24 protein-coding genes are annotated in these 20363 nt (G+C 42.2%); all 24 read left to right on the top strand.

What is annotated here, in order from left to right; all coding sequences use genetic code 11:
- Window positions 1-9: 9 nt before the first annotated feature.
- On the top strand, window positions 10-1002 hold the full coding sequence (fliM, locus tag WHS38_07380; protein ID MEJ5300794.1) for a flagellar motor switch protein FliM: 993 nt from the start codon (window positions 10-12) through the stop codon (window positions 1000-1002).
- A gap of 32 nt (window positions 1003-1034) precedes the next feature.
- Window positions 1035-1373, top strand: coding sequence for a flagellar motor switch protein FliN (gene fliN / locus WHS38_07375; protein ID MEJ5300793.1), 339 nt, complete (start codon window positions 1035-1037; stop codon window positions 1371-1373).
- Entirely contained in the window at window positions 1373-1693 is a 321-nt protein-coding gene (fliO, locus tag WHS38_07370) for a flagellar biosynthetic protein FliO (protein MEJ5300792.1), read from the top strand. The genes fliN and fliO overlap by 1 nt, the downstream gene beginning before the upstream one ends.
- A complete protein-coding gene (gene fliP / locus WHS38_07365; protein MEJ5300791.1) occupies window positions 1690-2460 on the top strand; it encodes a flagellar type III secretion system pore protein FliP in 771 nt (256 codons plus the stop codon). Before fliO ends, fliP begins: the two co-directional genes overlap by 4 nt.
- A 128-nt stretch (window positions 2461-2588) precedes the next feature.
- Window positions 2589-2858, top strand: a complete 270-nt coding sequence (gene fliQ, locus WHS38_07360) for a flagellar biosynthesis protein FliQ (GenBank protein MEJ5300790.1) — start codon at window positions 2589-2591, stop codon at window positions 2856-2858.
- 5 nt (window positions 2859-2863) lie between these two features.
- Window positions 2864-3646 carry a flagellar biosynthetic protein FliR gene (gene fliR / locus WHS38_07355; GenBank protein MEJ5300789.1) on the top strand — a complete coding sequence of 261 codons (783 nt, stop codon included), beginning with the start codon at window positions 2864-2866 and terminating at the stop codon, window positions 3644-3646.
- Window positions 3647-3744: 98 nt separating this feature from the next.
- Complete coding sequence (gene flhB, locus WHS38_07350; GenBank protein ID MEJ5300788.1) at window positions 3745-4818, top strand: flagellar biosynthesis protein FlhB; 1074 nt, start codon at window positions 3745-3747, stop codon at window positions 4816-4818.
- 131 nt (window positions 4819-4949) lie between these two features.
- Window positions 4950-7064 (top strand): flagellar biosynthesis protein FlhA, encoded by a 2115-nt coding sequence (gene flhA / locus WHS38_07345; protein ID MEJ5300787.1) that lies wholly within the window; start codon window positions 4950-4952, stop codon window positions 7062-7064.
- Window positions 7054-8163, top strand: a complete 1110-nt coding sequence (locus tag WHS38_07340) for a hypothetical protein (protein MEJ5300786.1) — start codon at window positions 7054-7056, stop codon at window positions 8161-8163. The genes flhA and WHS38_07340 overlap by 11 nt, the downstream gene beginning before the upstream one ends.
- 63 nt (window positions 8164-8226) lie before the next feature.
- Entirely contained in the window at window positions 8227-9063 is an 837-nt protein-coding gene (locus tag WHS38_07335; protein MEJ5300785.1) for a MinD/ParA family protein, read from the top strand.
- Window positions 9064-9137: 74 nt separating this feature from the next.
- The gene (locus tag WHS38_07330; protein ID MEJ5300784.1) at window positions 9138-9860 is read left to right on the top strand and encodes a FliA/WhiG family RNA polymerase sigma factor; all 723 of its coding nucleotides are present in this window, start codon (window positions 9138-9140) and stop codon (window positions 9858-9860) included.
- Window positions 9861-9927: 67 nt separating this feature from the next.
- A complete protein-coding gene (locus WHS38_07325; protein MEJ5300783.1) occupies window positions 9928-10395 on the top strand; it encodes a hypothetical protein in 468 nt (155 codons plus the stop codon).
- 3 nt (window positions 10396-10398) lie between these two features.
- On the top strand, window positions 10399-10911 hold the full coding sequence (locus WHS38_07320) for a hypothetical protein (GenBank protein ID MEJ5300782.1): 513 nt from the start codon (window positions 10399-10401) through the stop codon (window positions 10909-10911).
- A 104-nt stretch (window positions 10912-11015) separates the two neighbouring features.
- Window positions 11016-11696 (top strand): flagellar hook-basal body protein, encoded by a 681-nt coding sequence (locus WHS38_07315; GenBank protein MEJ5300781.1) that lies wholly within the window; start codon window positions 11016-11018, stop codon window positions 11694-11696.
- Between the two features lie 19 nt (window positions 11697-11715).
- Entirely contained in the window at window positions 11716-12498 is a 783-nt protein-coding gene (gene flgG / locus WHS38_07310; GenBank protein ID MEJ5300780.1) for a flagellar basal-body rod protein FlgG, read from the top strand.
- A gap of 25 nt (window positions 12499-12523) precedes the next feature.
- Window positions 12524-13537 carry a flagellar basal body P-ring formation chaperone FlgA gene (gene flgA / locus WHS38_07305; GenBank protein MEJ5300779.1) on the top strand — a complete coding sequence of 338 codons (1014 nt, stop codon included), beginning with the start codon at window positions 12524-12526 and terminating at the stop codon, window positions 13535-13537.
- Between the two features lie 4 nt (window positions 13538-13541).
- Complete coding sequence (locus WHS38_07300; GenBank protein ID MEJ5300778.1) at window positions 13542-14291, top strand: flagellar basal body L-ring protein FlgH; 750 nt, start codon at window positions 13542-13544, stop codon at window positions 14289-14291.
- 31 nt (window positions 14292-14322) lie between these two features.
- On the top strand, window positions 14323-15441 hold the full coding sequence (locus WHS38_07295; GenBank protein MEJ5300777.1) for a flagellar basal body P-ring protein FlgI: 1119 nt from the start codon (window positions 14323-14325) through the stop codon (window positions 15439-15441).
- Between the two features lie 66 nt (window positions 15442-15507).
- Window positions 15508-16332 carry a flagellar motor protein MotB gene (locus tag WHS38_07290; GenBank protein MEJ5300776.1) on the top strand — a complete coding sequence of 275 codons (825 nt, stop codon included), beginning with the start codon at window positions 15508-15510 and terminating at the stop codon, window positions 16330-16332.
- Entirely contained in the window at window positions 16319-17071 is a 753-nt protein-coding gene (locus tag WHS38_07285) for an OmpA family protein (protein MEJ5300775.1), read from the top strand. The genes WHS38_07290 and WHS38_07285 overlap by 14 nt, the downstream gene beginning before the upstream one ends.
- Before the next feature lie 20 nt (window positions 17072-17091).
- Entirely contained in the window at window positions 17092-17415 is a 324-nt protein-coding gene (locus tag WHS38_07280) for a rod-binding protein (GenBank protein MEJ5300774.1), read from the top strand.
- On the top strand, window positions 17412-17795 hold the full coding sequence (locus tag WHS38_07275; protein ID MEJ5300773.1) for a hypothetical protein: 384 nt from the start codon (window positions 17412-17414) through the stop codon (window positions 17793-17795). Before WHS38_07280 ends, WHS38_07275 begins: the two co-directional genes overlap by 4 nt.
- 2 nt (window positions 17796-17797) lie before the next feature.
- Window positions 17798-19135, top strand: a complete 1338-nt coding sequence (gene flgK, locus WHS38_07270; protein MEJ5300772.1) for a flagellar hook-associated protein FlgK — start codon at window positions 17798-17800, stop codon at window positions 19133-19135.
- Window positions 19136-19150: 15 nt separating this feature from the next.
- Window positions 19151-20062: a flagellin gene (locus WHS38_07265; protein ID MEJ5300771.1), complete on the top strand. Its 912-nt coding sequence runs from the start codon at window positions 19151-19153 to the stop codon at window positions 20060-20062.
- Window positions 20063-20363: the final 301 nt, after the last annotated feature.

The raw sequence follows: 20363 nt of genomic DNA, 5'->3' as shown, positions 1-20363 counted from the left end.
AAATGGGTTATGGTAGATAAAATTCTTTCACAAGAAGAAGTTGATGCCCTTTTAAGAGGGTTAAGTGACGGTGAAATCGAATCGGCAGAAACAGCAAAGGTTGATTATGATGAAAGTGGTATAAGACCTTACGATTTAACTGCTCAGGATCGCATTATTCGCGGTCGCATGCCGACTCTGGAAATCATAAACGAGCGTTTCGCACGCCTTTACCGAGTAAATATTTCCGGTGCACTAAGACGAGTCGTTGATGTATCAACGACTACTACAGAAATGCTTAAGTTTGGCGAATTTCTAAAAACTCTCCCTGTGCCGACAAGTTTACACATAATCAAAATGGATCCTCTTAGAGGGCACGTCCTACTGGTGATTGAAAGTAAGCTAATATTTAACCTGCTCGATTGTTTCTTCGGGGGCACAGGAAAAAGCCGATTTAAGATTGAAGGGCGTGATTTCACGTCTATAGAAAACAGAGTAATCATGCGGCTCGTTCAGTCTGTTATAACCGAGCTGGACAATGCCTGGAAACCGGTAATTCCAGTGCAGTTTCAATATGTCAGATCAGAAGTAAATCCTCAATTTGCAGCTATTGTTCCGCCTAGCGATTTGGTGATTGTAATTCATTTCGAATTTGAGCTAGATCAATCCATTGGGAAGATGATCTTATGCCTGCCCTATTCTACCATAGAACCCATCAGACAGAGGCTTCACGCAAGCTATCAGAGCGACCAATTGGAAATTGATGAAACGTGGATACGAAGGCTCAAGAAACGTATTAGCGAAATCAGTGTAAACATCGTAGCAGAACTCGGTCGAACTCAGATAAAACCCAAGGACTTACTTAAACTTGAAAAGGGTGATGTGCTTGTTTTAAATCAAGATGTGGGAAAACCAATAGTAGTAAGAGTCCAGGGAGTTAAAAAATTTCTCGGATTCCCAGGAACTTACCATGGGAGTAAAGCAGTAAAGATTGCAGAATTTGTCTATCCAGAAACTGAGTAACAAACTATCCAAAGAAAAAAGGAGTATAAAATATGACAACAACGGTTGTAGAAAACAAAGATGTTCATTTTCCTGATCTTCAAGAGTCTGCGGGTGAGACTAAACGTCGTGATTTGGACTTTTTGCTTGATATTCCTTTGGAAGTCTCTGTTGAATTGGGACGAGCAACTATTCTCATAAATGATCTTCTTCAGCTAGGTCAGGGATCTGTCATCGAATTAACAAAGCTCGCCGGAGAGCCTCTGGAAATTCTCGTTAATGGCAAGCTTATTGCCAGAGGTGAACCTGTGGTGGTTAATGAAAAGTTCGGTGTGAGAATAACTGACATAATAAGTCCTATTGAACGAGTAAAACAACTGGGGTCTGACTAGTGGAACAGCCATCTTTTGGTTATCTTTTGCTTAAAACGGCTGGAGTTTTAGTTCTAATAATTGCATTGATGTTTTTCCTCGTTTTTTTGCTACGAAGATATTCTCCCACACTACTTCGTAAATATAGCAGTGAGAGACAAATAAAGGTTATAGAAAGATGTTCTCTCTCCCCAAAACACTCACTGGTTCTGGTTGAGATCGATGGAATTCAATTTCTAGTGGGCATAGGTCCTCAAAACATAGTTATAAACGAGAAATCTTCTTCCACCAGCGGGGGTAATAGAGAAGCCCCTATCTTAAATAACGAAGCCAATCTATGAACCAAAAGCATTGGATTACAGTTTTTTTGACAGCTTTGTTCATTTTGTTGACGTTTTTTTCTTCTGCTTTTGCGGTGGAATTAAAAATACCTCCGCTCACACTGGATCTTAAATCACCTCAAGGAGCCGATCAACTTTCCACAGTTCTTAAAATTGCCTTGGTTTTAACGGTCGTATCCGTAGCCCCAGCAATTTTGCTTCTTATGACATCGTTTACACGCATCGTTGTGGTTTTTTCTTTTCTTCGCCATGCCCTTGGAACCCAGCAGGCCCCTCCAAACCAGATCCTTGTATCACTGGCTCTATTTCTAACCTTCTTCATAATGAAGCCGGTATGGAACCAAGCTTACGAAAAAGCATATCTTCCTTACAAAGAAGGAGAAATTACCGATGAGGAATTTCTCGACAACTTTGTAAAGCCATTCAAAGATTTCATGCTTAAAAATACCAGGAAAAAAGATCTAGCTCTTTTTGCTTCTCTTTCAACAGGCGGCGAAAAACCCGAAACACCCGAAAATCTTTCCCTAACCACCATCATTCCAGCCTTCGCTGTAAGCGAAATTAAAACCGCTTTTGAGATTGGATTTTTAATTTATGTTCCCTTTCTCATATTGGATATGGTGGTAGCAAGTATTCTTTTATCTATGGGTATGATGATGCTTCCTCCTGTAATGATCTCCCTTCCGTTTAAAATTATGCTTTTCATATTGGTTGATGGGTGGAGTCTTCTGGTGGAATCACTAATAAAGAGCTTTTCGCCGTTGTAGGAAGTAGCCGTGGTTATCTTTTTACAAACACATGAAAAAGAAGTAGTAACAATCAAAAAAAGATGTAAGGGACTAAAATCCCTATCCCCAGGTTATTCACCATAATGTTAGGCACAGGAGAAAAAGCCGTGACCACTGAATTCATAATTGGGCTTGGACGCCAAGCCTTAGAAACAATGCTTATGGTGAGCCTTCCGGTTTTGATGGTAAGTCTCATCGTGGGAATAATAGTTAGTATCTTCCAGGCAGTAACTCAGATTCAGGAAGCAACGATTACTTTCGTACCAAAGATTGTTGCTACCTTTATTGCCCTCCTCATTTTCGGAGGCTGGATGATAAATCGAATTTCATACCTGACGCGAGAAATTTTTCAAAATATCCCATTCTGGATCCGCTAGTCACCATGAAGTTTACCTTGCTTTTTCAAGATGTTCTCGTTTTTTTAGCAGTGTTTCTTCGAGTAGGTATTGCAGTTTCGGTTTTTCCGTTTTTTCGAGCTGTTGAAATACCAGCAACATTTAAGGCTTTGATGGCCTTTTTCGTAAGTCTTATTTTTTATCTTCCATTAGCATCCCGCGTCACTCCAATACCCACCGATCCAATACTCTTAGGTGGCATTATAATTGAGGAGACTATTTTTGGTATTTTGCTTTCTTTCTCGCTATTGCTGATTCTTGGTGCCTTTGAGCTGGCGGGTGAAATTGTAAGTTTTCAAATGGGTTTCGGCTTTGCTCAGGTTGCCGATCCCTTAACTGGTGTTCAAATCACCATCATAAGCCGTTTTCTACAATTCCTTGCAACGCTCATTTTCTTTTCCATTGATGGCCATCACTTCATAATAACGGCTATTTATAAAAGCTTTGAAGCCTTCCCTATTGGCTCCCTGATAGCTTTTTACAATGAACCATTGTCTTATAAACTTATTAACTTATCTGCAACCTGTCTAAGTCTAGCCATCAAAATAGCTGCTCCAGTAATTGTGGTGCTTTTCTTAACAGAAGTTGGGATGGGGCTTATTGTCAAATTTGCTCCCCAAATCAATATACTGGTAGTAGGTTTTGCGGTCACCATCCTGGTTGGAATCTTTTTTGCCTACCTTTCTGTTGGAGGCTGGGTGGAGGTGGTCTCAAGAGCCTTCAAAGAAGCCTTTACCGTTACTATGGAACTCTTTACTAAGCGTCAATAACCTGACCACCTCAAACAGCCTATCAATCATCAATTCCAAAATGCTGGTATAGATAATTAAAACAAGAACGCATTGCTGTTTTATAAGGATATAAGCCTATGGCCGCTGGAGCTCAAGAACGAACAGAAAAACCGACCCCTAAAAAAATCCAGAAAGCTCGCTCTGAAGGTCGCCTTGATAAAAGCCGGGAAATCATAAATCTTGCTTCTCTAGCTGGCGGTGCAATCGGGCTATGGATAGGGCTAATCATCATATATCATTCAACTAAAACCATGCTGGAAACTTTATGGGCTAACGGTTTCTCCCTCGCTATTAGAGAAGACTTCACCAACGCTCTCGTAATTGGTGCGGTTAAACATTTCAGCATCATGATAGCTCTGCCCATGTTTATGAGCCTGCTGTTTGCCGTAGGTGCTAACGTTTATCAGAACAAAGGATTAGTGCTAGTCTGGAAAAATCTTTTTAAATTCGACTTAAGTCAGTTGGACCTGATAAATGGTTTGAAACGCCTTTTCAGTTTGAGATCTTCCGTTGAATTTTTGAAATCGGTCATAAAATTCGGAGCTGTAGCATATGCGCTTTATTCAGTTTTTCTCGGCGAATCTCATCTTTTCATTCCAACCATCATGCAGGAACCCATAGAAATCGCAAAAACTGCTGGACATGCAAGTGCGTTGATGTTTATTCGGGTCATCCTTATTATGCTGATACTCTCCTATTTGGACATGCGATACCAAAAATGGCAATATATTAAAGACCTGATGATGACAAAGCAAGAAGTAAAGGAAGAACATCGCCAGGCTGAAGGAGATCCGAGAGTAAAGGCGCGAATCAGGTCAAAACAGATGGAACTTGCACGCCGTCGAATGCTGGCTCAAGTCCCCAAAGCAACAGTTGTTATCACCAACCCAACTCACTTTGCTGTAGCTCTTCTTTACAAACCAAAAGAAATGGAAGCCCCTAAGGTGGTGGCTAAAGGATTAGACTACATGGCGCAGAAGATAATAAAGATTGCTCGTCATTACGGCGTTCCAATTGTTCACAATCCTCCGCTGGCACGAGCCTTGTATAAATATGTTCCCCTGGAAGGGTTTATACCGGTGGCTCTTTACAAAGCGGTAGCAAAAGTGCTGGCTTATATTTACCAGCAAAAAAGAAGGCAGGTTCTATGAAGTTGTTGGTTTTTTATCTTTCTGAACTTCTTTCAGAAACTGGTGGAATGAATAAAGGGAGAAGTGAACAATTATAGCAACGTTTTACTTCTTCAATTCAGCTGAATATTGATAAGAGGGAGTAAAAGATTATGGCAGAGGCTACTCAAATCTCTCTTTCAAGCATGCTGTCCCAGCGAATAAGAAACATCTCAGATAGCGATGCTATGATGGGAATCGCCGTGGTGGCGATTCTCTCCGTCATGCTTTTGCCACTTCCTGGATCAGTTCTTGACGTTTTTCTTAGCATCAATATTTCCTTCGCTATGGTGACCTTACTAACCGCTATCTATACTCTTAAACCACTGGATTTCATTATTTACCCTTCTCTACTTCTAATAACCACCCTTTTCCGACTGGCTCTAAATGTGGCAAGCACAAGGCTTGTATTGCTTCACGGTCACGAAGGCACGTCAGCAGCGGGATACATCATTCAAGCTTTTGGACAATTTGTTGTTGGAGGAAATTACGTTGTTGGGCTTGTTATTTTCATTATCCTGGTAGTTGTGAACTTCGTGGTTATCACCAAAGGAACAGAAAGAATTTCTGAAGTGGCAGCCCGTTTTACTCTGGATGCTATGCCAGGAAAACAGATGAGTATTGATGCAGATCTGAACGCAGGACTTATAAGCGAAGCCGAAGCCCGCAAACGCCGAGAAATGATCGCTCGAGAAGCCGATTTTTACGGCACAATGGACGGAGCAAGTAAATTCGTGCGAGGTGATGCTATAGCTGGCATTGTGATCACCTTTATAAACATATTTGGTGGTATAGCTATAGGCGTTCTAATGAAAGGGATGCCTATTCGTGAAGCTCTTCAGACCTATACCATCCTGACCGTGGGTGATGGGCTGGTGTCTCAAATACCTGCTCTTATCATTTCAACTTCAGCCGGTATTCTTGTAAGCCGAGCAGAAACAGAGATGGGTCTGGGAAGATCTTTCGTAAAACAGTTTCGTTTCCAGCCAAGACCTATTGCCATAGCCGGCTTGATGCTTTATGGACTGGCTCTAGTGCCTGGCTTTCCTGCACTACCTCTATTTCTCGTGGGGTCGGCATTGATTGGAGTTGGATGGCGTCTTATGAAGCGAGTTCGAAAGACGGAAGAAAGACCAGAAGAACCAACACCTTCAGAACCTCAACCTACACCTCAGCGTGAGATTCAAGAATTGCCTCCCCCCGTTGAGCCACTCCAACTTGAAGTAGGCTATGGGCTTATTCCGCTGATTGATGAATCTCAAGGGGGAGATATACTACAGAGAATTAAAGCAATTCGGAGACAGCTTGCACTTGAAAGAGGCATTGTAGTGCCACCTCTTCACATACGAGACAATCTCCAGCTAAAACCCATGGAATATCAGCTCTTGCTTAAAGGAGCCGTGGTAGGACGTTACGAACTCATCACTGGACACTTGCTTGCGTTAAGCCCTGAAGAGGGAAAGACTGAAGTAAAAGGCATCCCAACAACAGATCCTGCTTTTGGTATTCCGGCTCTGTGGATTCCCGAAAGCAAGCGAGATGAAGCCATAAAAGCTGGTTACACTTTGATAGATCATTCGACAATTATGGCCACTCACCTGACAGAACTTTTCAAAAAATACGCCGACCAACTCCTAAGTCGCCAAATAGTCCAGCAACTTTTAGATCATCTGGCTGAAACTCAACCTCGGCTGGTTGAAGAACTTGTTCCTAACCTTCTTAACGTAGGAACAATCCAAAGAGTGCTGCAAAGTCTGGTAAGAGAACAGGTTTCTATACGGGACTTGCAAACCATCTGTGAAACTCTTGCCGATTACGCTCAACTTACCAAAGACCCTGATACTCTTGCAGAATACGTTCGTCAGGCTCTTGGAAGAACCATTACTCAACCATACGAAACCGAAGACGGAAAGTTATACGTGATAACTCTACATCCACTTCTTGAAGACAGGCTTAAAAAGGGTATTCAAAAAACCGACCAGGGCACATTTATAAGCCTTGAACCAGGATTTCTCCATAAGTTCGTGCAGCAGGTAAACAGCGAAGTGCGTAAAGTTATACAACAGGGTTTTCATCCGGTAATACTTTGTTCTGCCGCAACCCGAAGACATGTAAGAAGAATCCTTGAACGTTTTATACCCGATGTCGTAATAATAAGTCATAATGAGCTTACGGGGCCTGTGGAAATAAAATCTATAGGAATGGTGCGATTAAGTGATGAAGATTAAAACCTTCAGAGCTCGCACAATGGCGGAAGCCATGGACATGATCAAGAAGGAATTGGGACCGGATGCCGTGATCCTCAAAAGCGGCAAGGTCGCGGATACCTCAGGAGAAGCCGTTTTTGAGGTCCAGGCAGCTATTGATCACAAACCGGATGAAACATCTCTGTCTTTCAAAAATTCAGCAAATCAATTGAAGCAAATCGAAGGGAAAATAGAAGAAATCACTCACTTTTTATCCCTTCTGGTATCCACCAAAGAACAATTTGCAAGTCTTCACAGCCATGAATCCCTATCCAGGATTTATCATTATCTTTTGATGCAGGAACTGGATGAAAAAAAAGTCTATCTATTGCTAACAAGAGCCATCAAGCACCTGAAAGATGAAAAATCTCCATCCAAAATTATTGCCGCATTTTGCCGAGAACTTATGAATGTTATCTCCGTTTCCAATCCTTTTAGCAGTAATTCGATAAGCCAGAGCGGCTTGATAGGTCGGTTTGGACTTCCTCCAATTTACACTTTTTTGGGCCCAACCGGGGTTGGTAAAACTACAACTCTTGCTAAAATAGCTGCACACCTTAAGGTTACCATGGGGTTAAACGTGGGTATTGTAAGTTTTGACAACTATCGTATAGGAGCTTCTGATCAAATTTCAACTTATGCCCGTGTCCTGGATCTTCCCTTTGCTAACGTTCAGACTCGAGAAGAACTCGAATTTGCCAGAAAACAGATGAAACATTGCTTTGCTGTCTTTGTTGACACAACAGGAAGAAATTTTCTTATGTCACAATACATACTGGAACTTGTTGAAATTTTCTCCGAAATGGACAGAGTTAATCATTTTCTGGTTCTCAGTGCAACCGCCAAGGACAAAGATCTTACAAAGACTATTCAACAGTTTGACCAACTTGGCATTTATGGCCTTATCTTTACAAAATTGGATGAAACTCTCTCACACGGAAACATTATCAATCAACTTTTGCGATTTCCCTACCCCCTGGTTTACCTTGGAACAGGACAGCGAGTGCCAGAAGATCTTGAAGAGGCGTCGAAGAAAAAGCTCATAAACCTCTTATTTCCCAAAAGGGAAAGTTTAGATTAGAATATGTAATGGAATTGATAAAAATGGTTTATTGACGCAGAAAATCTGAGCAAGGAGATCTAGATGGTAAAACCTGTGACCAATCCAAAAGTGGAAAATATGATAAGAGTCTTTTCAGTAAGTAGTGGTAAGGGTGGAGTGGGAAAAAGCAATGTGGTTATTAACCTTGCCATTGCTATGAGCAAGCTTGGCAAGCGAGTGCTCATTCTAGATGCTGACCTGGGGCTTGCCAATATAGATGTCCTATTGGGCCTGAATCCCCAATATAATATAAGTCATGTGCTAAATGGGCAAAAAAAGCTATCAGATATTTTGGTTGAAGGTCCGGCAGGAATAACCATAATGCCTGCAAGCTCTGGTGTTCAGGAACTTACCCAGCTCACTGTAGAACAAAAGGTAATGTTCCTCGATCTCCTTGAATCTTTACCGACCAGTTTCGACGTTTTTATGATAGATACCGGCGCAGGCATATCTGACATGGTCTTATACTTTAACTTGATGGCTCAGGAAAAAATCGTTGTGCTCACTCCAGAACCCACTTCTCTTACAGATGGCTATGCTTTAATCAAAGTGCTTTTCCAAAGACACGGGGAGCGATACTTCCATATTCTCGTTAACAATACGGAAGACGAAAACCAGGCAAAAGCAATTTATAAACAGATCAGCAAGGTAGCAGATCATTTTCTTGACGGAATAGCTCTAAACTACATTGGATCCGTTCCTAAGGATCCACATGTTCCAAAGTCGATTATGCATCAGAAAGCCGTTGTTGAACTTTTCCCCAAGTCACCATCTTCTCAGGCTTTCATAAATATTGCGAAAAGGCTTCTTAACACACAGCCTCAACTCGATTACGGAAGTGTAAAACTGTTCTGGAAAAAATTTCTGGGAGTTTCATAGTATGAGCCAGATAGGAGAAAAATGGCTATGCTACACTCTAAAAGCAAGGATATAGAGTGATTAGCAAAAAAAATATGTCCCTAACAGAAAGAAATGAGCGCGTAATGGAGCATCTCCATCTGGTTAAATACTGTGCTCTTAGATTAATCAATCGAGTGCCTCAAAATAGAATTGACTTTAACGATCTTTTCAGCGCTGGCGTCATAGGGCTTATAGATGCGGTGGAAAAATTTGATCCGGATCTTGGAATTCCCTTTGAAAAATACGCCATGATAAGAGTTAAGGGCGCAATGCTTGATGAAATAAGAGCAGGAGATCCGGTTCCGAGAACGGTGAGAGCGCATATAGCCAGACTGGAAGATGCCATAGGAAATCTTGAAAAAAAGTTGGGTAGGATACCGGAAGAAGACGAAATCGTTAAGGAACTTGGGGTTAGCTATGACGAATTTCGTCAAATGCTTGACGAAACCAGAAGTGTCTCCCTACTATCTCAATCCCTTGAAGAAATGCTGGAGGGAGGCGCTCATCCTGATGAACTTATTGCTTCAGGAGAAGAGCCAATTAACGCAATACAGAGAGAAGAACTAGTGGCAATACTCTCTGACCTTATCTCTCAGCTTCCTGAAAGAGAACAACTCATATTGTCACTTTACTACCAGGAAGAATTGACAATGAAAGAAATCGGGCAAATCCTTGGCTATACCGAATCGCGAATCTCCCAGCTTCATACCCAGATTATCCTTAAATTGCGAACTAGAATTAAGAAAAGGCTAACTCAGTCCAAATATAAACCCTGAAAAAATGTGAACATAATTGAGGTGCTCATGGGTTGAGACTTTTTAAAACAAACTTAGAGGTAACAACATGAAAACAGGTTTTAGATGGAAGTTTGCATCATTCATGGCGGTGATAATTATCCTATCTTTTATTGTGGTGGCGGAAGACATGAAGATATCCAAAACGCACGCAAGCACCAAAGCAAAATCCAGTAGAGACATTGCTGAATATTCTGTCAGAGCGCCAATTCCTAAACTTCCTTATGTGTCAAATCGTTCCTTTTATTTACTGGTAAACACAGGACAGACGGAAGAATTCGTAAAACTCGACATAAGTTTTCAGTTTGTTGGGATAAATCAACAGGAATGCTTTGAAAGAAATGACCCCATATTTCGGGACGTGGTCTATCGTTTCCTTAAGGAACAGCATCCTCAACGAAATACAGCCAAGGGATGGAATGAAATATTAAAGAACCAACTCTCCCGGTATCTGGCTGTTAATCCCGGACGATGTAGAGTCTCAAGTATTATTGTTGAATCCGTCCAAAGGTTTTAAGATATGACTATCGTTGCAGGTTCATGGCTAGACTATTTGCAATTAGCTCTAAACGCTACGCTTATAGCACTCTTAATAGTGCTTGCTTTCCGGAATAAACCCCATAAAGATTCTCAATACGAAGACGAATACAAAAAAGTTGAAGCTTTAGCACAATCACTTGCAGATATCGCTAAGGAACATGAAGTAATAGCAAAACAATTCGAGGCAAACCTTCATACCAAACGAAATCTAATCCACGAACTAATAAGTCAACTTGACCAAAGAATTGCTGAAGCGAAAAAAATAGCGGAGAGACTCGAACAACTGATCGACAGAATAAACGATGTAGAAAGCAGTGCTATTACGGGACTGAATAATCCAGAACATGAGAGAATTATCCAGCTCGCCAACAAGGGCTTCACAGTCCAGTCTATCGCTCAACAGGTTCAAAAATCTGTAGGTGAAGTAGAACTTGTTATAAACCTCTATCGCCATCGCCGTCGTAATCCTCTTAAGACAGGGCGAGGTTCTTAGTTTTATATAGCCCCATACCTTTCCTTTTTTAGAACATCATCTTAATTCCCCAATACACCAGATGGCATTTTTATTGCTTATACAAATTCGTGGAGGTGATGAATATGCGTATAGGATCTTATGCCGTAGCCTTAGGTTCTATTGAACAGGGTAAAAGACTTGAAGTAATAGGCAACAATTTGGCGAACTCATCCACACCCGGATTTAAAAAGGAAGAAGTTCGCTTTACGGATTTCATTTACCAGGAAACCTACAGTCAAATGACTCAGGGAAATGTCAAAACCACGTCGCATTCACTGGATGTAGCTCTGGTAGGAGATGGCTACTTCAAGGTTCAAACCAAGGATGGCATTTTTTACACCCGAGCAGGAAATTTTACGCTCAATGCATCTGGACAACTATCCCTCCCTGATGGCTCTCTCGTTTTGAGCAAAAACGGTCGCCCCATAACTCTCAAAAGCGAAGATGTAATAATAGACGAAAAAGGCCGAATAATTGAAAACGGGAATGAAATCGACCAACTGGCTGTTGTAAGATTTGACTCAGCGGTAAAAATGGAAAAAGTGGGATTTAACCTTTTCAAGCCATCCGATCAAAATGCCAAGGAGCAGGACGCCGATAAAACCATAGTTAAGCAGGGCAGTCTCGAAGAAGCCAACTTCAACATTGTGGAAGAAATGACAAGAATGATTGATGCAATGCGAGCATTCGAAGCATACCAGAAAACCTTTCAGACTCTACACGAAGAAGACCGCCAGCTTATAAGGCGAACGGTTACCAGATAAAGTGAGGAGGTAAAAAGCCATGATCAGAAGTTTATGGACGGCAGCAACCGGCATGTCTGCTCAGTCACTAAATATGGACGTTATTGCTCACAATCTGGCTAACGCCCAAACTACAGGCTTTAAAAAAAGCCGAGCAAATTTTGAAGATCTCATTTACCAAACCATAGTGCCTCCAGGAGCGGAAACATCAACCGATACTAAGACAGCGTCTGGCATACAGGTGGGCACAGGAGTCAAAACCGTCTCCGTTCAAAAACTATTTTCTCAAGGGAACTTCGTCCAGACCGAAAATCCTCTTGATATTGCCATAGAAGGCAAAGGTTTCTTCAAGGTGTTAAGAGGCACCGAAGAAGTTTATACTAGAAGCGGGTCCTTTAAGCTCGATGCGGACGGTTATCTTTGTGACGCCGAAGGAAACCGTCTCCAACCGGAGGTTAGCATCCCTAGAGAAGCTGTAACCATCACAATAGACGCAGGCGGTAAACTAACAGCCCTTGATCAAAACGGGACAGCCCTGGTTACTCAAACAATAGCAATCTATGATTTCCCTAATCCCGGCGGACTTATAAGCGTAGGAAAAAACTACTTCAAGCCATCTGATGCATCAGGGGAAGCCGCAGAAGGAACCCCTGGAACGGATGGGCTTGGAACAATCCTTCAGGGATTTCTTGAAAACTCAAATGTAAACGTGGTCGAAGAAATGGTTAACATGATTGCGGGACAACGAGCCTACGAAGCCAACTCGAAGATCATCAAAACAGTGGATGAAATGCTTCACATCGCCAATAACGTAAAGGCTTAGACATACATGCGAGGGTGATACAGCTATGAAAAACCTGGCCGCTATCATACTTAAAAGACCTAATCTTTTGGTGGGCATCATTACTTTGTGCTTGATGCTTTATACGACTTCTTCTTTCGCCTTTTCAGAACTCATTACTCTACAAATTAAGGACCACGTAGAAATTGCAAAAGGTGGCGTCTATCTTGGGGATCTTGTCGTTCCCGGTTCGGTTCCTTCCGATTGGCTGGATCACTTCGCTTCCCTATACATTGGCGAAGCCCCGGAAGTTGGAGAAGTTAAATATGTTCAGATGGATCTTCTAAAGAGCTACCTAAAAAAAATTATCGAAGGAAATGGACAGAATTTTGATAAGGTTCAGTTGCTAATTCCATCAGAAATAATGGTGACAAGAAAATCGGTAAATATTCCCCGAGAAGAAATCGAACAAGCCTTCAAGGATTACATAATCAAACACATTTCTTGGAAGCCAGAGGATATTGACATTCACGACATAAAAATAGCCGGAATCCCTGTAGTCCCAGCAGGAGAAAGAACAATTAACGTGTCTTCAGCATCACAGGAACTTACAGGTGGCAATACCACCTTGACTTTTCAAGTAATGGTGGACGGACGCCCAGCCCAAACCTTCAATGTAACGGGAACGGTTGATCTTTATGACGATGTGCTTCATGTAGTAAAGAACATTCAAAAAGGCACGGTTATTCAAGCAGAAGACTTGATGGTCAAGAGAGCCAAAGTCACCGATAATCCTAAAGATTACGCCAAAAAAGAACTGGATGCTGTGGGAAAGAGAGCCCTGAAAGACTTCGCCGCCAACGAACCTGTGAAAATCTCCTACGTTGATAATCCCATTGTGGTTAACAAGGGCGATATAGTCAGGTTAGTTGTAAGCAGGCCCGGTCTCAATCTAACCGCCAAGGGTGAAGCGAAAACTGACGGAAGGATTGGCGATCGAGTTAAGGTAATGAATCTGTCATCAAAGAAGATCATTCAAGGATGGATAAAAGATCGGGAAACAGTTATCGTAATGGAGTAATTCTATGACTAAATTTTGGGAATGCAGGGCAATTAAAATTATCGGGACTTTATTGATTGTCGCGACGGCTTACGGCTGTGCGACAATGGGTGATAGAACTGATTCAGCCACTCATTCTCAATTTATTCCTCCCCCTGCTCCATCACAGTCTCCAGCTTATGAGATACCATCATCACATCCATCTTCTCAGCCACTTCCTCAGCCATCAGGCTCTATATGGAACAATCAGGTTGGTTCACTCTATCGGGACATCAAAGCTAGAAACATTGGCGACACCATCACCATAACCGTCAGCGAATCGGCTGATGCGTCAGAAGAAGCAACAACAGAGACTAATCGAACTCATAGTTGGGGCGGGAAACTCAGTGCATCAAATCCAGCTGTGGCTGGCAAAAATCTTCTTGGTGGTTCAACTGCACTTGATTATGGCGCTGAATTTGGTCGGGGACTTAAAGGATCTGGGAAAACCACCAGAACCAACACGGTCAAAGCTTACATGACGGCAACGGTTGTAGATGTTCTACCAAACGGTAATCTTGTGATTCGAGGTTCACGATGGGTAAAGGTAAACGACGAAGTGCACCAGATAATATTGGAAGGCGTTGTGCGACCTGTAGATATAACCCGAAACAACACTGTGATGTCACAAAATATAGCTGATGCTAAGATTTTCATTGTAGGCAAGGGACCTGTGTCCAGACAGCAACGCCCAGGCTGGCTTGGACAAATTATGGATCTTCTATTTCCCTTTTAGTTGAAAAACGACTTCCCTGGGGGTTGTTAAAATGAGGAAAACAAAGGGTTTATGGCTCATTCTCTTTATCACCTTGCTGGCGTTTTACGTCAGCGGTTCTGGCATAGCCGCAGCTGCTCGCATTAAAGACATTGCGCATTTCGTAGGAGATAGACCCAACATGCTTGTTGGCTATGGACTTGTGGTGGGGTTAAACGGAACCGGTGATAAAGAAAAGACCCAGTTCACAGTGAGCACACTCGCAAATATGTTGGACAACATGGGCATCCACGTAGATCCTGCTCAAATCAAGATTAAAAATGTTGCCGCTGTAATGGTAACTGCTAAGCTTCCTCCATTTGCAAAGCAGGGAATGAAGGTTGACGTTCAGGTATCATCAATCGGGGACGCTAAAAGCCTTGTAGGGGGCACTCTCCTGATGACACCTTTACAGGGGCCTGACGGACAGGTGTATGGAGTCGCTCAGGGACCCATCTCGGTTGGAGGATTCGCCTTTGGAGGGCAGGCAGGAGGTGGCGTGCAACAAAATCATCCTACAGTGGGTTACATCTCAAACGGAGCCCTGATAGAAAAAGACATTCCAGTGTCTTACGAAGGCCTAGATCATCTAACGTTGACCCTCAATCAACCCGATTTTACATCATCCAAGAAAATCGCAGACACGATTAACAAAAACTTTGGAAGCACCATCGCTGCACCTGAAGATGCAAGCACAGTCAAAGTTCAAATTCCAGAAGGATATCAGAAAAAGCTGGTTGATTTTGTAGCCATGGTTGAAGGGCTTGAAGTTGTTCCCGACGCAGTTGCCAAGATTGTCATAAACGAACGAACCGGAACGATAGTCATGGGAGAAAATGTGCGTATAGCGCCGGTGGCCGTAGCTCACGGCAATCTCACCGTAACTATTACGGAACAACCTTACGTATCCCAACCTCTCCCATTCAGCCCGGGACAAACTGCCGTTGTGCCTCAAACACAGGTCGAAGTGAAGGAACAGAAGGCTCATCTTGCTATTGTAGGCGGAGGTATAACCATCAGTCAGGTGGTGGAAGGATTGAACGCTTTAGGAGCCACTCCCAGAGATTTAATAAACATTTTACAGGCTATGAAGGCAGCAGGAGCACTGCAGGCAGAACTGGAGATCATCTAAAGGTAAAGATAAAAATAGGACTTAGAAATATCACAGTCTGAGAATTTACTTTGGAAGGCAACCTTTATGAGCCTTAGAAAGTCTTCCCAACATAATCCAGACTACGGGACCAAGAAACCTGCCTGGATTATTACCTATGCAGATCTATGCACCCTTCTCTTGACTTTCTTCGTGCTCATCTTCTCTATGTCCTCTATAGACGAAGAAAGAGAAAAAAAGGCGCTAAATTCTCTCATAGGTGCATTTGGATTTTTGCCGGCAGGCAAAAGCCTAAGCGGAGAAGAAAAGCCAGAAAACATTCCAATTCAATCGATTCCCATGACAAAGCCCTCTTCTATGGACGAAAAGCTTCTAAAACAGTTAGCAGCTACTGGAATGCTCGGACCAGAAGCCGACATCCTTCGGGAGGAAGATCGCCTCATGATCCGCTTAAACGCTCCCTTTCTATTCGACGAAGGATCATCAAAACTTTCCCCGCTAGCCGAAAAGCTTCTTTCAAACCTTGGAATGCACTTAAAAAACGATCCTCAAGATGTAGAAATACGAGCATACACTGACAAAACGGAAGTAATGGCGACACCCAATTCGGAATCTCTATCATGGAAGATTTCCGCAGAAAGAGCTTTTGCCGTATATAGACTTTTCCTGAATCTAGGTATTGCACCTCAACGCATGAGCGCTCACGGTATGAGTTATTTTCACCCCGTCGTGGATATCGATCAATTCCCTTCTCTCAAATACAAAAACCGTCGTGTGGAAATCCTTCTGGGAAAGAATCCATCAATTCCAGCAAGTATCTACTCTATGAAAGCCGAGCGAAAACCATTCTTTCAATACAAACACTTTTTCTTCCCGCTTTTTGGGGGAGAGTCCGGTCATGGAAAGAAATAGGTCATGGAGCAAAAAGGACGCTAAAATATCTAGTGGATCAAGCAAAACTGCATGGATGATTACTTTTGCTGATTTCTGCACTCTTCTTCTTACCTTTTTTGTGCTGCTTGTTTCTATGTCTTCTCTCGACTCACAGGCTATAAGGAAAGCTTTGAAAAACTTCGGCCAGGCTGGAGGAGTTTTATTTTTCCAGAAATTAGAAATCGTTTCCCAATCTCCATCGGTTGTTCTAAAAAAAATCTTTCGAAAAACACAGTCTCTTGAAATCCAGAATATCGAAGATATTCAAAACTTCTCGGAAGAACAAATCGACCAGCTTATAGCTTCAGGGAAGTTCATCTGGTATAAGAAAGACGAGTTAAGCAAAGGACTTACACTGATATTTACTAATGACTTTCTTTTCGAGAGAGGGAGCGCTCAGCTAAAACCATCTGCTCTACCTATTCTGGATTCAATTTCCCTATTTCTTAAGAACTCCAGGTATGAAGCTTTTATCGATGGTCACACCGACAACACTCCTCCAGGTTCAAAAGGACCTTTTTCATCAAACGATGAATTATCCTTTGCTCGAGCAAAAGCGGTTTTGGATTATCTGATAAATCAGCATGGAATATCCCCAGAAAAGCTCGCCATTGGAGCTTACGGCGATAGACTGCCTCTTGGAGACAATTCAACACCTGCCGGGCGTGCCCTTAATCGTCGAGTTGAGATAACTTTGAAACCAGCAAAAGAAGTGTAAAGTTCAGGGGAGAGAAGCCGATGGAAGCTTTGAAAAATGATGTCAAGATAGCCATTCCTCCAGAAAAAAGGTTCGAAGCAAAAAAAGAGGAACTAAAAAAAGCCTGCAGGGAATTTGAAAGCCTCTTTACGGCATACATTTTGAAAAACATGAGAGAGACGATAATGCGAGCCGAAGCTCCGGATAGGGCGAGAGAAATCTACGAGGCGATGATGGATGAGGCAGTAGCTAGAGAAATCAGTCTTTCAGGATCTCTGGGATTAGGCGGCATGATTTACAAACAACTTGAGCCACTTCTAGAGGCAGAATTTAGACAGAAAATAACAAAGGAGGAAGCACCGTGATACCCAGACCAGAGGAAATTTTTTCCCTGTTAGAGGAATTTCGACAGGTGCTTATAGAAGAAAAGCAGTTTCTTAAGAAGATGGACCGAACAGGATTAATGAACCTTCTCCCCAGGAAACTTTTTCTCGTGGATCAAATCGAAAAGGTAGCTAGGCTTGAAACTCTTGATCCAAAAGCTTTGCTGGAGATCCCTAACATTAGAGAAATCCTTTCAGAAATCAAAATCCTCAATGAAACAAACAAAACCTTTGTTGAAGAAGCTCTTTCCCTATGTAACGACTTCCTTTCGGTTCTTCTCCCCAAAAATTACTGCCAGAATGGTAAGACTGAAACTGCTCTCTTGCCACCAAAAGGAATAAATCTAAGCATGGAGGCATAAAAATGGCAGGGTTAATCCAGGCCCTCGAAACAGGAAAACTTACCCTGCTCAATACTCAGACCCAAATTCAGACGGTTAACCACAATATTTCCAGAGCGGACGACAAAACCTATCACCGCCAGACGGTAAAGCTCGTGACAAATCCGCCCCTTAGATATGGAAAATTTTATTTGGGCATTGGAGCAAGAATTCAAAACATACTCCAGGGATGGGACCCTCTTCTGGAACAGCGCTTCTTAAACAGTATTTCTCTTGATGAAGACTACAAAACGAGATCATCCTACTTAGAACTTCTATCGGCCTACGCAAGGGATGACGGCGAAACAGGGCTTTCAGCCGCTCTTAAAGTTTTCTGGAACAGTTGGGATAGTTTTGATGCAAACCCAGAAGGTGCAGCGGAAAAGCAAAATGTTGTGAAAAGCGCCGAAACATTGGCTTCGATGATTCGAGAACATTATAGTCAGCTTTCTAGCCTTTCTAATGATATAGATAACGACTTATCAAAAACAACCGATAGAATTAACGATATTCTTGGGCAAATTTCTGACTTAAACACTAAAATACGTCTTGCTGAGGGAACGGGAGCTCAAGCAAACGATCTTAGAGACCAGCGTTATGCTCTTATTCAGGAACTCTCTCAGTATGTTCCTATAAAAATCTCCACACCCGATGACTGGAAAACCATAACCATTACAACTGACGACTCACTCTGGGGCACAGCGCTGGACCTTGTAACCTCAACAGGAGCCCAAACCATTACAGCCAGTATCGATAACACCGGAACATTAACGATAAACAACGGGATAGGCTCTATCTCCACAAATGACCCTCAAGGTGGCAAACTTGCAGGACTTGCTCAGGCAAAAAAGCAAATTCAAGGAATTCTTAGCAACCTTGATACATTCTCATCTGAACTATACAACAATGTCAAATTTAACGGACTCGATGTCTTCTCATCTCCATCGGCAGCATCAATTGATGTTAGTATTACCACGGCCGACCTTTCTCTCACCGCAAATGCAAGCACGACTCCATCACAAGCATACCAAATATCTCAACTTCAAAACACCCCTATACCAGCGTTGGGCAATATGACCTTTTCAGAATATCTTTCTCAGATACAAAACTCCATAGGAACGGTAAAACAATCTGCTGATGATAAACAGGAGTTTTATTCAACCTTAAGAAGCACTATGGAACAAAAGCAACAGAGTGTGGCGGGGGTGTCTATTGATGAAGAACTAGTTGATCTTATAAAACTCCAACATCTTTTTCAGGCTGCTTCAAAGGTCATACAGACCGCCGATCAACTTCTTAATACAGTAGTAAATATGGTGTAAAAAAGGAGCGTTGTTATGCGGGTAAGCTTTGCTCTTACCTACGAAAATCCGGTAAAAAATATTTTCGAAAAACAGAAAGCTATACGACATCTGCAGGATGCTATATCCCGGGGTAAGGGACTTCTCGATCCATCAGACAATCCCTTAAACTGGACAAACGCAATGAATCTAAAATCAGCTCTGGCGAAAGCTGAACAATGGAAGAAAAACATAGAATTCGGGATGAACTGGAACAACACCACCGAAGGTTACCTTAACCATCTTAACGACCTTTTAACCAAAGCAAGACAAATCGCCATAGCATCCATAAAGGAAAACTCAAGTGAGACCATAGCAAGTCACGCTCAGGAGCTTGATCACATACTGCGAGAAGTCATTACCATTGCTAATGCTAAATACCAAAATCGGTATATATTCTCGGTTAATGCAGATCCTGCAAATCCCGTATTTGGCTACACAGAAACAAATGGAGAAATAGTTAGCGTTAATCCGACAAATCCTGGACAAATGGGAGAAGCTCTTGATATAGCCGTAGGAGAAAATACGGCTGTTCGGGTAAACGTTGATGGATACAACCTATTTTTTGATGATCAAGGAAGCAATATCTTACAAAATCTGCTTGATCTTAAAAACGCCATCAAATCAGGGGATACGAATTCAATCAGCGACGCAATGGGGATAGTTGAAAGAGATCAGTCCAGAGTGCTTGAAGCTCTGACAACTGTTGGAGCAAATCTAAATCGTCTTGAAGCTAGGGGTGATTCTCTGGACGCTATAATGATTTCCCAGCAGGAACGTATTAGTGAACTAGAAGAAACCGATATGGCAAAGCTTGCTACGGACTACCAGCTTACAGCAACTGCCTTACAGGCTGTTTATCAATCCACGGCTAGAATAGCGGGACTGAGTCTTCTCCAATACTTGTAATAGACTGGGTTTTACCTATAAGGATGTTAGCAAAAAATCGCAATGACAATCCTGACGGGATGCTGTTCTAAAAACCCCCTTTAAATTTCCCCATAACGGAATCATTATTTAAGGGCAGGTTCTTAACCCGAGTTTGCCACTTTTTGGGGCTAAAATAGCATTTTCGACCTTTTCAGGAAGTCTAACTTATTGAAATTACTGATTGATCAGCATAAGAATCTTAACCCAAGTTTGTCATTTATTTGTGTAAACTACCGTAATTACTTGATAAGTCATTTTCATTCTACACTACGGATTTTTT

Source organism: Thermodesulforhabdaceae bacterium (genome assembly GCA_037482015.1).
In the GTDB taxonomy this organism is placed as follows: domain Bacteria; phylum Desulfobacterota; class Syntrophobacteria; order Syntrophobacterales; family Thermodesulforhabdaceae; genus JAOACS01.
The sequence above is the reverse complement of the archived record's forward strand: the minus strand, read 5'-3'. Positions and strand labels throughout refer to the sequence as shown.